The following is a 13,566-nucleotide window of genomic DNA, read 5'->3' as shown; positions in this document are numbered from 1 at the left end:
GTGAGGCGGGCGCGGATAGTAATGGAAGTTTTTAAGTTAGTCTTAGTGCAAGTGTTACGAGTTTTTATTAAAGGGTTGTCGGTGATTTTTAGTTACTGGGTGTGATGATTGTTGTTAGCTGCAAGCAGATCGTGTTAGCCAAAAAAAACCGCCAACCCTGAAAGGCTGGCGGTTTTGTTTATTGCAAGTACGTGAACTGTTACTGAACTGCCTGGCTCACATCACGCATCGGCTTACCCTTCACCGGCGCATCGCCGGCTACGTAGTAATCAGCCTTGCTGCGCGGCAACGGCTTGCGACCACGGATCTTGTCGGCGATTTTCTCGGCCATCATGATCGTCGGTGCGTTGAGGTTGCCCGTGGTGATGATCGGCATGATCGAAGCATCGACCACGCGCAGGCCCTGCATGCCATGCACGCGACCTTCGCCATCGACCACAGCCATCGCGTCGGAGCCCATCTTGCACGAGCAGGACGGGTGGAACGCGGTTTCGGCGTGTTCGCGGATGAACTTGTCCAGTTGCTCATCGGTTTGCACTTCGATGCCCGGGCTGATTTCGCGGCCACGGAACGCGTCCAGCGCGGGTTGCTGCATGATCTCACGGGTCAGGCGGATGCCGTCGCGGAATTCCTGCCAGTCCTGCTCGGTGGCCATGTAGTTGAACAGGATGCTCGGGTGCTGGCGTGGGTCTTTCGACTTGGCCTGGATGCGACCGCGGCTCGGCGAACGCATGGAGCCCATGTGCGCCTGGAAGCCGTGCTCTTTCACCCCGTTGCTGCCGTTGTAGTTAATCGCCACCGGCAAGAAGTGGTACTGGATGTTCGGCCATTCGAACTCTTCGCGGGTACGAATGAAACCGCCGGCTTCGAACTGGTTGCTGGCGCCGATGCCGGTGCCGTTGAACAGCCATTCGGCACCAATGGCCGGCTGGTTGTGCAAGAGCAGAGACGGGTACAGCGAGACCGGTTGGGTGCACGCGTATTGCAGGTACAACTCAAGGTGGTCCTGCAGGTTTTCACCGACGCCCGGCAGGTCGTGAACCACCGGAATGTCGAGCTTGTTCAGCAGTTCGGCAGGGCCGACACCGGAGCGTTGCAGAATCTGCGGCGAAGCGATGGCGCCGGAGCACAGCAGCACTTCCTTGCGCGCTTTGACTTCAACACGCTCTTCGGCAGAACCGACCAGGTAACGCACGCCGACCGCACGCTTGCCTTCGAACAGGATCTTGTCGGTCAGGGCGTGGGTGACGATGGTCAGGGTCGAACGTTTCTTGGCGACGTCCAGGTAACCGCGCGCGGTGGAGGCACGACGACCTTTCGGCGTCACGGTACGGTCCATCGGACCGAAACCTTCCTGCTGGTAACCATTCAGGTCTTCGGTACGCGGGTAACCGGCTTGCACGCCGGCTTCAACCATGGCGTGGAACAGCGGGTTGTTGCCGGCTTTCGGCGTGGTCACGCTGACCGGGCCTTCACCACCGTGGTAATCGTTCGGGCCGATGTCGCGGGTTTCGGCTTTGCGGAAATACGGCAGGCAGTCGAGGTAGGTCCAGTCTTCCAGGCCTGGCAATTTTGCCCAGCCGTCGTAGTCCATCGCGTTGCCACGGATATAGCACATGCCGTTGATCAGCGAAGAGCCACCCAGGCCCTTGCCGCGACCGCATTCCATGCGACGGCCGTCCATGTGCGGCTCGGCATCGGTTTCGTAGGCCCAGTTGTAGCGACGGCCTTGCAGCGGGAATGCCAGGGCAGCCGGCATTTGTGTGCGGAAGTCCATGCGGTAGTCCGGGCCGCCTGCTTCGAGCAGCAGGACGGTGACGCCTTCGTCTTCAGTCAGGCGGGTCGCCAGGGTGTTACCGGCCGAGCCGGCACCGATGATGATGTAATCGAATTCTTGGGACATTGAATGCACCCTCTTTGAAGTTGGTCAGGTCAGGCCTGACGAGTGCTTTGCACTCGAATCGCGGGCAAGCCACGCTCCCACAGGATCGGAGTGGCCACAGATTTGGCGGACGGCACCAAACCTGTGGGAGCTGGCTTGCCAGCGAAGACGGCCTCACGGGCAATACAAAACTCGGGGTTAGAACACCGAGACGTAATCGCCCAACTCGACCTGTACCGATTTGATGCGGGTGAAGTTATTGAGCGAACTGATCCCGTTCTCACGGCCAACACCCGACTGCTTGTAGCCGCCGACCGGCATCTTGGCGTCGGACTCGCCCCAGGCGTTGATCCAGCAGATACCGGCTTCCAGTTGATGAATCACGCGGTGGGCGCGGTTCAGGTCTTTGGTGACGATACCGGCGGCCAGGCCGAAGTCGGTGTCGTTGGCGCGGCGGATCACTTCTTCTTCGGTTTCGTAGGTGAGGATCGCCATCACCGGGCCAAAGATTTCTTCACGGACGATGGTCATGTCGTCGGTGCAGTCGGTGAACACGGTTGGCGCGACGAACGCGCCTTTGGCGAATTCGCCATCGGTCAGACGCTCGCCGCCGCACAGTACGCGTGCGCCTTCTGCCTTACCTTTGGCGATGTAGCCCAGCACGCTTTCCATGTGGGCGAAGCTGACCAGCGGGCCGAAGTTGGTGTTTTCGTCTTGCGGGTTGCCGATGCGGATGCGCGCAACGCGCTCGGCGATCTTGGCTTCGAACGCAGCTTTCAGGTGGGCCGGTACGAACACGCGAGTGCCGTTGGTGCAGACCTGACCGGAGCTGTAGAAGTTGGCCATCATCGCGGTGTCGGCGGCGCGATCGAGGTCGGCGTCGTCGCAGATGATCAGTGGGGACTTGCCACCCAGTTCCATGGTCACGTCTTTGAGCGACGAGGCCGAAGCGCTGGCCATGACTTTTTTGCCAGTGTCGGTGCCGCCGGTGAAGGAAATTTTTTCGATGCGCGGGTGCTCGGTCAACCAGGTGCCGACTTCACGGCCGCTGCCGGTCAGGACGTTGAACACACCGGCTGGCAGACCGGCTTCGGTATAGATCTCGGCTAGTTTCAGCGTGGTCAGGGAAGTGACTTCGCTGGGCTTGAAGATCATCGCGTTACCGGCCGCCAGGGCTGGCGCGGATTTCCACAGGGCGATCTGGATCGGGTAGTTCCACGCGCCGATACCGGCTACGACGCCCAACGGCTCGCGACGGGTGTAGACGAACGACGTGGTGCGCAGCGGAATCTGCTCGCCTTCGATGGCCGGCACCAGGCCTGCGTAGTATTCCAGCACGTCTGCACCGGTAACGATGTCGACGTAACGGGTTTCGGAGTACGACTTGCCGGTGTCCAGGGTTTCCAGGGCGGCCAGTTCGTCGTTGCGCTCACGCAGGATGTCGACGGCGCGACGCAGGATGCGCGAACGCTCCATCGCGGTCATGGCAGCCCAGATTTTCTGGCCCTTTTCAGCGCTGACCACGGCACGTTCGACGTCTGACTGGGTCGCACGCTGCACTTTGGCGAGGACTTCACCGTTAGCCGGGTTGATGGCTTCGAAAGTGGCGTCGCTGCTAGCGTCGGAGTACGCGCCATCGATGTAGAGTTTTTGCAGTTCGAAACGGGCCATAAAGTCCTCGCAAGAGCATAAGTGGTTGGCACGGTCCGGTGGTTGAGCGTTTATGTGTGCTCTAACTCACCTGCTTGGCCAATTGGATATCCATGTATTCGTAAGCGATCTGTTGCGCCTGCTCGGTGTCGAAAGCGTCTCCCGACAGCGCGCCGCGCAACCACAAGCCGTCAATGAGAGCTGCCAGGCCACGGGCTGCACTGCGCGCATCATCGAGCGGCAATACGCGGCGGAACTGGCAGCACAGGTTGGAATACAGTCGGTGATCGTTGATCCGCTGCAACCTGTGCAATGACGGCTGGTGCATGCTGGTGGCCCAGAAGGCCAGCCAGGTTTTCATTGCCGGGCCATTGACCTGGCTGGCGTCGAAGTTGCCTTCGATAATCACCTGGAGATGGGCCCGAGGGCTGTCATCTCCCAGCGCCAGTCGGCGCGTGGTGACGTTCTCGCTGAGGACGCTCATCAGATACCGCATCGTGGCGGCGATCAGGCCGTTCTTGTCCTGAAAATAGTGACTGATGATGCCATTCGAGACACCGGCCAAACGGGCGATCAGCGCAATGCTGGCGTCCCCCATCCCTACCTGATCGACGGCCAGCAAAGTGGCTTCGATCAACTGTTGGCGACGGATGGGTTGCATACCGACCTTGGGCATCTTGCACATCTCCTTAGGCCTTCCGGCAGACGTAGAACGACTACCGGATTGAGGGCCAGTCTATTTTGTTTTGATTGAACGTTCAATCAACAAAGAATAAGATCTGCGACAAATCGTCGCTGCTTACAGATTTTTCCTACATGTAAATGGCGGCAAACCGACATCCGAAAACGCTCGAAACCTGTATGCGCTGGCGCCTGCAGGGCTTCGGGCTTTTTTCGGGGTGTCTTTATAACACCCACCGGTCGGCTGCCCACTAACCGATTGGTCGGGTAACGCACTGCCTTGCGTTCTTCTCTCGCACTGCCCGGAGCATCTGTGCCATGAGTTCTGCCTCGCTAATAAAGACCCCACCCGAGAAGGTGACGGTCAACGGTTGGGTGTTCTACACCTCTACCGCGTTGATTCTGTTGTTGACCGCCATTCTGATCATCGCCCCGCAAGAGGCCGGCAGAATGCTGGGAGTGGCTCAGGCCTGGTTGTCCCGCAGCTTCGGCTGGTACTACATGGTGGTCATTGCCGCCTATCTGGTGTTCGTCATCGGCCTGGCGTTTTCGTCCTACGGCAAACTCAAACTGGGCAGCAAGGACGACACCCCGGACTTCAGCTACGGCGCCTGGGCGGGGATGCTGTTCTCGTCGGGTATCGGCATTTCGCTGCTGTACTTCGGTGCGTCCGAGCCGCTGGATCACTACTTCAACCCGCCGGAAGGCGTCGCTGCGAGCAACATGGCTGCGCGCCAGGCAGTTCAGCTGACCTTCCTGCACTGGGGCCTGCACGGCTGGGCGATCTACGCATTGGTCGGCCTGGCCGTGGCGTATTTTGCTTATCGGCATAACCAGCCGCTGGCGTTGCGTTCGGCGCTGTACCCGCTGGTGGGCGAACGTTGGGTCAAAGGCGCTGCCGGTCATGCGGTAGATGGCTTTGGCATGTTCGTGACCCTGCTGGGTCTGGTGACGAATCTGGGGATTGGTTCGCTGCAAGTGTCGTCGGGCCTTGAAAACCTGTTTGGCATGGAGCACAGCAACACCAACCTGCTGATCGTGATCATCGTGATGAGCACGGTGGCAACCATCGCTGCAGTATCCGGTGTGGAAAACGGCATCCGTCGTCTGTCCAACCTGAACATCGTGCTGTTCAGCGGCCTGCTGATTTTCGTCCTGCTGTTCGGCCCGACCCTGCACCTGCTCAACGGCTTTGTGCAGAACATCGGCGACTACCTGAACGGCGTGGTGCTGAAGACCTTCGACCTCTACGTGTATGAAGGCGACAGCGAAAAGTCCGACCGCTGGTTGGGCCTGTGGACCCTGTTCTACTGGGCCTGGTGGATTTCCTGGGCGCCATTCGTAGGCATGTTCATCGCGCGTATTTCCCGTGGTCGCACGGTGCGTGAACTGGTGGCTGGCGTGCTGCTGATTCCACTGGGCTTCACCCTGGCGTGGCTGTCGATCTTCGGTAACTCGGCGTTGGACCTGGTGATGAACCATGGGGCGGTGGAGCTCGGGAAGACGGCGCTGGAACAGCCGTCCATGGCGATCTACCAGTTGCTTGAGCATTACCCGGCGTCGAAGATTGTGATCGGCGTGTCGATCTTCGTCGGTTTCGTGCTGTTCCTGACCCCGGCGGATTCCGGCGCGGTGATGATGGCCAATCTCTCCTGCAAGGGCGGCAACGTCGACGAAGACGCGCCGCACTGGCTGCGGATTTTCTGGTCGGCGGTAATCACCCTGGTGACCATCGGCCTGCTGTTCGCCGGTAACTTCGAAGCCATGCAAACCATGGTGGTGCTGGCCGGTCTGCCGTTCTCGGTGGTCCTGGTGTTCTTCATGTTCGGCTTGCACAAGGCTATGCGCCAGGACGTGCAGATCGAACAGGAACAAGCCGAGTTGGCGGCGCGCGGTCGTCGTGGTTTCACTGAGCGCTTGACCCAACTGGACCTGCAACCGAGCCAGTCGATCGTCCAGCGTTTCATGGACAAGCATGTGAGCCCGGCATTGGAAGATGCGACGGCGCAAATGCGTGCCCAGGGTCTGGAAGTTCAGACGCTGTTGGGCAAGTCCAAGCGGTGCATGGGCGTACGGGTCGAGATGGAAGAGGGCAACCCGTTTGTCTACGAAGTCAGCCTGGATGGTTACCTGGCTACGCCAACCGAATCGGCTCAGTCCGATGAGGCGCGCCAGCGTTATTACCGCGCCGAGGTGTACCTGCACAACGGCAGCCAGGACTACGACTTGATGGGTTTCACCCAGGACCAGATCACCCGTGACGTGCTCGATCAGTTTGAAAGCCATCGGCAGCTCCTTGGCCGGGTTTATAGCTAAGTTGTGAAGTGGCGCGGTGTTTCCGTCTGAAACACCGCATCAGCTTTAAAAGATCGCAGCCTGCGGCAGTTCCTACAGGGGAGTGTGTTTCATGTAGAGCTGCCGCAGGCTGCGATCTTTTGATCTTCGCTCCGCATAAACAAAAACGCCGCGATCCTCTCGCGGCGTTTTTGCATGTGTTGCCTTACCCCAGGTTCTTGCCGAGCAGCGCGTGATACAGCTCGCTGTCGCCGAGAATCCCAACGACCTGGTTGTTGTCGTGCAGCACCAGTTTGTTGCCGGTCTGATAACGAATCTGCAGCGCGTCGCGCATGCCGATGTTCGAGTCCACCAGCGTTGGCCTACGACCCAGGCCTTCAACCGCTTGACCTGGAATCCAGTTCTGCAAATCCAGGCTCGCGCCGTTCTGGCGAGCGCCCTTGATGGTGTTGCCTTCCGCCAGGTCCAGCCACGAATCGCCGCCCGGATCGAGACACACCGAACCGTTGATGCGTTTGCAGTTGTCCAGCGTGCGCATCAGGCTGCGGCCGCACAACACATTGAGCGGGTTGGTGTGGGCCACGAAGGTCCGCACGTAGTCATCCGCGGGGTTGAGGACGATTTCTTCCGGCTTGCTGTACTGGATGATCCGGCCGTCTTTCATGATCGCGATACGGCTGCCGAGCTTCAGGGCTTCATCAAGGTCGTGGCTTACGAACACGATGGTTTTGCTCAGCTTGCGTTGCAGTTCCAGCAGTTCGTCCTGCAGGCCTTGGCGGATCAGCGGGTCGAGGGCTGAAAACGGTTCGTCCATCAGCAGAATATCGGCGTCCATCGCCAGCGCGCGAGCCAGGCCCACACGTTGTTGCATACCACCGGACAGCTCATTGGGTTTCTTGTTGCGCCACTGGGTCAGGCCCACCAGTTCAAGCTTGTCGTCCACCAGCTTGCGTCGTTCCTTCTCGGGACGACCCTGCATTTCCAGGCCGAAGCTGATGTTCTCGCGCACCGTCAGCCAAGGCATCAGGGCGAACTTCTGGAACACCATGGCAATGCGCTTGGTGCGCATCATTTTCAGCTCGGCTGGCGTGCACGCAGCGATGTCGATCTGACGGCCTTCGTGCTCGACGAACAACTTGCCGCGGCTGACGGTATTGAGGCCGTTGATGCAGCGCAACAGGCTGGACTTGCCAGAACCGGACAGGCCCATCAGTACACAGATTTCACCTTTTTCGACATCAAGGCTGGCTTTCTCGACGCCTACGATCTGCCCGGTCTTTTTCAGGATCTCGTTGCGGGTCATGCCCTGATCCAGCAGCTTGAGCGCCTCGCGTGGATCCCTGGAGAAGATAACGTCAACGTTCTCGAAGCGAATAATGCTCATGCGTCACCCCCTACTTTGGCGTCGGGTTGTTTGCAGATACGGTCGAGCATGATCGCCAGCAGTACGATCGCCAAGCCCGCTTCGAAGCCCAGGGCGATATCAGCGGTATTCAGTGCGTTGACCACCGGTTTGCCCAAGCCGTCGGCGCCCACCAGTGCCGCGATCACCACCATCGACAACGACAGCATGATGCACTGGGTAATACCGGCCGCGATGCTTGGCATGGCGTGGGGCAGTTCGATTCGCGAGAGCAGTTGACGTCGCGAGCAGCCAAAGGCTTTGCCGGCGTCCATCAATTCTTCCGGGACATCGCGGATGCCCAAGTAGGTCAGGCGGATAGGCGCGGCAATCGCGAACACCACCGTCGAAATCAGACCCGGGACCACACCCAGACCGAAAAGGGTCAGGGTAGGAATGAGGTACACGAACGTCGGTACGGTCTGCATCAGATCGAGCACCGGACGCATCAGCGTGTAGAACATCGGTTTGTGCGCGGCGACGATACCCAACGGTACGCCGATGACCACGCAAACCAGGGTGGCGAAGAGCACCTGGGCGAGGGTTTCCATGGTTTCCTGCCAATACCCCAGATTGAGGATCAGCAGGAAGGAGGCAATGACGAAAACGGTCAGGCCCCATTTGCGTTGGATGAAGTGTGCAAGTAATGCGATTAGGCCGATCAATGCCAGCGGGTTGAACCAGGTCAGCGCGAACGTCACGCCGTGGATCATCGTTTCCAGTGTCACGGCGATTGCGTCGAAGGTGCTGGCGCCGTGTTGCGTCAACCATTCAACGAAGCCCGCGATGTACTGGCCTAAGGGGATTTTCTGATCAATCAGCATGGTAGTGAACGTCCGCATGCAAGGAAATAAACAGCCCGGGCGAGCGAACTCGCCCGGCGTAAGCGATTACTTGGCCAAACTTGCTTTCACGGCCTCCAGGCCAGGTTTACCGTCAATGGTGGTCACGCCAGCGAGCCAGGTATCGAGGACCTGTGGATTCTTTTTAAGCCAGGCCTTGGCGGCCGCGTCAGGCTTCATCTTGTCGTCCAGGATGTTGCCCATGAGGGTGCTTTCCATGTCGACGGTGAACTCCAGGTTCTTCAGCAGCTGACCCACGTTGCTGCATTCCTGGGCGTACCCTTTGCGGGTGTTGGTCAGGACGGTCGCTGCACCGAAATCCGGGCCGAAATAATCATCGCCGCCGGTGAGGTACTGGATTTTGAAACGCTTGTTCATCGGGTGAGGCGCCCAGCCGAGGAACACGACGGCGGTGTCACGTTTCTGTGCGCGGTCGACTTGCGAGAGCATGCCGGCTTCACTGGATTCGACCACTTTGAAACCAGCGTCTTTGAGGCCGAAGGCGTTCTTGTCGATCATACTCTGGATCAGACGGTTGCCGTCATTACCCGGTTCGATGCCGTAAATCTTGCCGTCCAGCTCTTTCTTGAACTTGGCGATGTCGGCGAAATCGTGCAGGCCTTTGTCATACAGTGCCTGTGGCACGGCCAGCGTGTATTTGGCGCCTTTGAGGTTGGTGCGCACGGTTTCCACGGTGCCGGCATCACGATAAGCCTTGATGTCGTTTTCCATGGTTGGCATCCAGTTCCCCAGGAAGATGTCCATGTTCTTGCCGTCGGCCAGGGACTTGTAGGTCACCGGCACGGAAATCATCGTGGTCTTGGTTTTGTAGCCCAGGGCGTCGAGTACGACGCTGGTGGTCGCGGTTGTGGCGGTGATGTCGGTCCAGCCGACATCGGAGAAGTTTACGGTACTGCACTGCGCCGGCTCGGCGGCTTGCGCCAGAAGCGGCAGACTTAGCATGGCGGCCAACAACAACGACGGGGAACCTTTCATGGATGGACTCCTTGGTGTTTTTTTTGGCAGTGTTCCGACTGGACCACCGCACTTATAGGTTGCGGTTGGATGGCGTTTTGGAGACAGCTCTACCACGGCGCCTTGCAATCGAGTCGATACGATCATGTACCAGTGAAAATCTGACGCCTACAGGGTGCGTCGTAACCAGTACAGGGATGGTCGCATCCAGTGTCAGTAACGTCGTTTACAGCTTTTTTCAGCCCATTTTTCCCCTCTGCGTCACAAAAAAACCGCGAAAAGGCGACGTAAAAGACACGCGGCGTTAGTGGGCATGAGTGCGTCGGTGTGAGACGTCGAACGACACGGTAAAAGCCTGATGATGCGGCCATCCCGACGGATTGCAGCTTCAGCGTAGCAGCTCCGTCACCGGGCGCTTTTGCGCCTGGAGTTGGCACATCCAGGAGTCAGGCAGTAATGGCTATCAGTGTTTTCGACCTGTTCAAAATCGGCATCGGCCCCTCCAGTTCGCACACCGTGGGGCCTATGCGGGCGGCGGCGCTGTTCGTACAGGGCCTGCGTGAACGCGGTCTGCTGGAGCAGGTGCGGCGCGTCGAAGTTCAGCTGTTTGGTTCGTTGTCGGCCACCGGCATCGGTCACGGCAGCGACAATGCTGTGATCATGGGCCTGATGGGTGAGTGGCCGGATGCGATCGATCCGTCGCAAATCGGCATCCGCATCAACACCCTGCGCGAAACCCACACATTGTTGCTTGATGGTCGCTTTTCGGTGCCGTTCATTTGGGCGCGGGACATGCGCCTGATCGACGAAAACCTGCCATTCCATCCCAACGCCATGACCTTGATTGTCGAAGACGATCACGGCGAGTTGCATCGCGACACCTACTATTCGGTCGGCGGCGGTTTTGTCGTCGATGAGGCCCAGGCATCCAGTGGCGTTGTCGACATGGATCGCACGGTGCTGCCTTACGATTTCTCCAGTGCCGCCGAGCTGCTGGAGCTGTGTAAAAAGCACAACCTGCGCGTTGCTGAATTAATGCTGGCTAACGAGAAGGTCTGGCGCAGCGAAGCAGAAATTCGCAGTGGCCTGATGACGCTCTGGCGCGCCATGCAGGACTGCGTCGAGCAGGGGCTCAAGCATGAGGGCATCCTGCCCGGTGGCCTGAATGTGCGTCGGCGTGCGGCCAAGCTGCATCGCAGCCTGCAGGAGCTGAACAAGCCCAACGTGATCGGCTCGACGCTCAGCGCCATGGAGTGGGTCAACCTGTTCGCCCTGGCGGTCAACGAAGAAAACGCCGCCGGCGGGCGCATGGTTACGGCACCGACCAATGGCGCGGCGGGAATCATCCCGGCGGTGTTGCACTATTTTATGAAGTTCAGCGAAGCCGTGACCGATGCCAATGTCGTCGACTACTTGCTCAGTGCGGCGGCAGTCGGGATTTTGTGCAAGAAGAACGCATCGATCTCCGGTGCTGAAGTCGGGTGCCAGGGCGAAGTCGGTTCGGCCTGCGCCATGGCGGCGGCCGGGTTGGCGGAAATCCTCGGCGCCACGCCGGAGCAGTTGTGCAACGCGGCGGAAATCGGCCTGGAACACAACCTCGGGTTGACCTGTGATCCGGTGGGCGGTCTGGTGCAGGTGCCGTGCATCGAGCGCAACGCGATTGCCGCGGTTAAGGCGATCAACGCGGCGCAGATGGCGTTGCGCGGTGATGGTCAGCATTTCATTTCGCTGGATCGGGTGATTCGCACAATGCGCGATACCGGTGCCGATATGCATGACAAGTACAAGGAGACGTCGCGGGGTGGTTTGGCTGTCAGCGCCGTTGAGTGCTGAGACCGCAGGTGAACTAATGTAGGAGCTGCCGCAGGCTGCGATCTTTTGATCTTAAGAAATCAAGATCAAAAGATCGCAGCCTGCGGCAGCTCCTACATGAGGTTTTTGAAGCGGTAAATCCAGTCAAAACTGCGCGCTAAGTGCACACCCGATTCAAAACGCGCCACCTTTTGGCGCGTCGCAAACAGGTAAATCATGACCTCAAGGTCAGGGATCAAAAACGACCCTGACCACCCGTCACCGCGTGCCTGCGGTGACACTCTTTTCCGGCTCGTCGCAGCCCCGTTCCCACAAGTGCTACCGATTTGCTCACACGCATTGGTGTAGGGCGCTTGTCTCGCCTAATGGCACTCTTAACCCCTACTTGCTACGCGTCATATTTAGACACACCACGACGTCGTTTTCAGGAGTTATTGAACGCGCATTCAAATTTAGGCATGGCAATTGCTCTGTCATTACAAAGCCCGTCTCCCACGCGAGAACGATGGCAATAACAAGAGCCTCCGCCTGAGGCCATCACCCGCTTTGTGTGAGGAGATACCGCGATGACGTCGTTCAACTCCGGGGCCCAACCCCAGAACCGTGCGCCTCAATCCATCGGCTTTTTGCTGCTGGACAATTTCACGCTGATTTCCCTGGCTTCCGCAGTGGAGCCTCTGCGTATGGCCAATCAATTGTCCGGTCGCGAACTGTATCGCTGGACCACCCTCACCGTCGATGGCGGTCAGGTCTGGGCCAGTGACGGTCTGCAAATCACCCCCGACGCCTCCATGCACAAAGCGCCGCCCCTGGACACCGTGATCGTCTGCGGCGGTATCGGTATTCAACGCACTGTTACCCGCGAACACGTGTCATGGCTGCAAAGCCAGGCGCGTCAGTCCCGTCGCCTCGGCGCAGTCTGCACCGGCAGCTGGGCCCTGGCGTGCGCCGGCTTGCTGGACGGTTTCGATTGCAGCGTGCACTGGGAATGCCTGGCTGCGATGCAGGAAGCGTTTCCGCGTGTGGCCATGAGCACTCGCTTGTTCACCCTCGACCGTAACCGCTTCACCAGCTCCGGTGGCACCGCGCCGCTGGACATGATGTTGCACCTGATCAGCCGCGATCACGGTCGTGAGTTGTCGGCCGCGATCTCCGAGATGTTTGTCTACGAGCGCATCCGCAACGAACAGGATCACCAGCGCGTGCCACTCAAGCACATGCTCGGCACCAACCAGCCGAAGTTGCAGGAAATCGTTGCGCTGATGGAGGCCAACCTTGAAGAGCCGATCGACCTCGACGAACTGGCGGTGTATGTCGCCGTGTCCCGTCGCCAGCTCGAACGGCTGTTCCAGAAATACCTGCATTGCTCGCCATCGCGCTACTACTTGAAGCTGCGCCTGATCCGCGCCCGGCAGTTGCTCAAGCAAACGCCGATGTCGATCATCGAAGTCGCGTCGGTCTGTGGCTTCGTTTCCACACCGCACTTCTCCAAGTGCTACCGCGAATACTTCGGCATTCCACCACGTGACGAACGCGTAGGTTCCAACACCACGCAACAAGTGGCGATGATGCCGCTGCCGCAAGCCCTGGTGCTGTCGCCGTTGTCCGGACCGTTGTCGGCGCTGAGTCAGGCGCGTAATGAATCGACGTTTGCTAGCGTAAGGCTTTAAACCGAGGCGCCATCAAAAGATCGCAGCCTTCGGCAGCTCCTACAGGGATCGGTGTAGGAGCTGCCGAAGGCTGCGATCTTTTGATTTTTATCGGGCGACGTGGCTCTGCTGGTATGCCGACAACGCCGGCAACAATTGCTTGTCGATCGCCTGGCGCACGGCCGGCAGGATGGTCGCGCTGCTGGTGTACATCTGCTTGACCATGGTACGCAGCACTATCGCCCGCTCATCGTTCAAGCCTCGCACCGCACACTCGCAAGCTTGCTCGGCCGTGGCGCCGCTCGGAACTTGAAAACCCAATGACTTGAGCTGGCCCAACAGGTCTTCCTGATCAATCAAATCGGCGTGCATCATGAC

At 59.1% G+C, this 13,566-nt stretch carries 10 protein-coding genes; 3 read left to right on the top strand and 7 right to left on the bottom strand.

What is annotated here, in order from left to right; translation table 11 throughout:
* Positions 1–199 precede the first annotated feature (199 nt).
* From betA to betI, 3 genes are all read right to left on the bottom strand, one after another.
* Entirely contained in the window at positions 200–1,903 is a 1,704-nt protein-coding gene (gene betA / locus KUF73_RS23225) for a choline dehydrogenase (RefSeq protein ID WP_218440345.1), read from the bottom strand.
* Positions 1,904–2,080: 177 nt separating this feature from the next.
* A complete protein-coding gene (betB, locus tag KUF73_RS23220; protein WP_218440344.1) occupies positions 2,081–3,553 on the bottom strand; it encodes a betaine-aldehyde dehydrogenase in 1,473 nt (490 codons plus the stop codon).
* Positions 3,554–3,614: 61 nt separating this feature from the next.
* Positions 3,615–4,208 (bottom strand): transcriptional regulator BetI, encoded by a 594-nt coding sequence (gene betI, locus KUF73_RS23215; RefSeq protein ID WP_218440343.1) that lies wholly within the window; start codon positions 4,206–4,208, stop codon positions 3,615–3,617.
* A 380-nt stretch (positions 4,209–4,588) separates the two neighbouring features.
* On the opposite strand from betI, the gene KUF73_RS23210 reads away from it, so the two are divergent.
* The gene (locus KUF73_RS23210) at positions 4,589–6,529 is read left to right on the top strand and encodes a BCCT family transporter (protein ID WP_256345676.1); all 1,941 of its coding nucleotides are present in this window, start codon (positions 4,589–4,591) and stop codon (positions 6,527–6,529) included.
* Between the two features lie 184 nt (positions 6,530–6,713).
* Here KUF73_RS23210 and choV read toward each other — a convergent pair whose 3' ends face one another.
* From choV to KUF73_RS23195, 3 genes are all read right to left on the bottom strand, one after another.
* The gene (gene choV / locus KUF73_RS23205) at positions 6,714–7,892 is read right to left on the bottom strand and encodes a choline ABC transporter ATP-binding protein (RefSeq protein WP_218440341.1); all 1,179 of its coding nucleotides are present in this window, start codon (positions 7,890–7,892) and stop codon (positions 6,714–6,716) included.
* Complete coding sequence (gene choW / locus KUF73_RS23200; protein ID WP_140671217.1) at positions 7,889–8,734, bottom strand: choline ABC transporter permease subunit; 846 nt, start codon at positions 8,732–8,734, stop codon at positions 7,889–7,891. Before choW ends, choV begins: the two co-directional genes overlap by 4 nt.
* Before the next feature lie 66 nt (positions 8,735–8,800).
* Positions 8,801–9,748 carry a choline ABC transporter substrate-binding protein gene (locus KUF73_RS23195; protein ID WP_218440340.1) on the bottom strand — a complete coding sequence of 316 codons (948 nt, stop codon included), beginning with the start codon at positions 9,746–9,748 and terminating at the stop codon, positions 8,801–8,803.
* A 435-nt stretch (positions 9,749–10,183) separates the two neighbouring features.
* On the opposite strand from KUF73_RS23195, the gene KUF73_RS23190 reads away from it, so the two are divergent.
* A complete protein-coding gene (locus KUF73_RS23190) occupies positions 10,184–11,560 on the top strand; it encodes an L-serine ammonia-lyase (protein ID WP_218440339.1) in 1,377 nt (458 codons plus the stop codon).
* Positions 11,561–12,105: 545 nt separating this feature from the next.
* Positions 12,106–13,209 carry a GlxA family transcriptional regulator gene (locus KUF73_RS23185; protein WP_047534337.1) on the top strand — a complete coding sequence of 368 codons (1,104 nt, stop codon included), beginning with the start codon at positions 12,106–12,108 and terminating at the stop codon, positions 13,207–13,209.
* A gap of 87 nt (positions 13,210–13,296) precedes the next feature.
* On the opposite strand, the gene KUF73_RS23180 is transcribed toward KUF73_RS23185, so the two are convergent.
* The gene (locus KUF73_RS23180; RefSeq protein ID WP_218440338.1) at positions 13,297–13,563 is read right to left on the bottom strand and encodes a hypothetical protein; all 267 of its coding nucleotides are present in this window, start codon (positions 13,561–13,563) and stop codon (positions 13,297–13,299) included.
* Between the last annotated feature and the right edge of the window lie 3 nt (positions 13,564–13,566).

Origin of the sequence: Pseudomonas sp. PD9R (genome assembly GCF_019200975.1) — a bacterium.
Lineage (GTDB): Bacteria > Pseudomonadota > Gammaproteobacteria > Pseudomonadales > Pseudomonadaceae > Aquipseudomonas.
The sequence above is the reverse complement of the archived record's forward strand: the minus strand, read 5'-3'. Positions and strand labels throughout refer to the sequence as shown.

Bases quoted from the DNA above. Each gene is read 5' to 3' on its own strand.
- betA (WP_218440345.1), bottom strand. From the start codon at position 1,903: ATGTCCCAAGAATTCGATTACATCATCATCGGTGCCGGCTCGGCCGGT.
- betB (WP_218440344.1), bottom strand. From the start codon at position 3,553: ATGGCCCGTTTCGAACTGCAAAAACTCTACATCGATGGCGCGTACTCC.
- betI (WP_218440343.1), bottom strand. From the start codon at position 4,208: ATGCCCAAGGTCGGTATGCAACCCATCCGTCGCCAACAGTTGATCGAA.
- choV (WP_218440341.1), bottom strand. From the start codon at position 7,892: ATGAGCATTATTCGCTTCGAGAACGTTGACGTTATCTTCTCCAGGGAT.
- choW (WP_140671217.1), bottom strand. From the start codon at position 8,734: ATGCTGATTGATCAGAAAATCCCCTTAGGCCAGTACATCGCGGGCTTC.
- KUF73_RS23195 (WP_218440340.1), bottom strand. From the start codon at position 9,748: ATGAAAGGTTCCCCGTCGTTGTTGTTGGCCGCCATGCTAAGTCTGCCG.
- KUF73_RS23190 (WP_218440339.1), top strand. From the start codon at position 10,184: ATGGCTATCAGTGTTTTCGACCTGTTCAAAATCGGCATCGGCCCCTCC.
- KUF73_RS23185 (WP_047534337.1), top strand. From the start codon at position 12,106: ATGACGTCGTTCAACTCCGGGGCCCAACCCCAGAACCGTGCGCCTCAA.
- KUF73_RS23180 (WP_218440338.1), bottom strand. From the start codon at position 13,563: ATGATGCACGCCGATTTGATTGATCAGGAAGACCTGTTGGGCCAGCTC.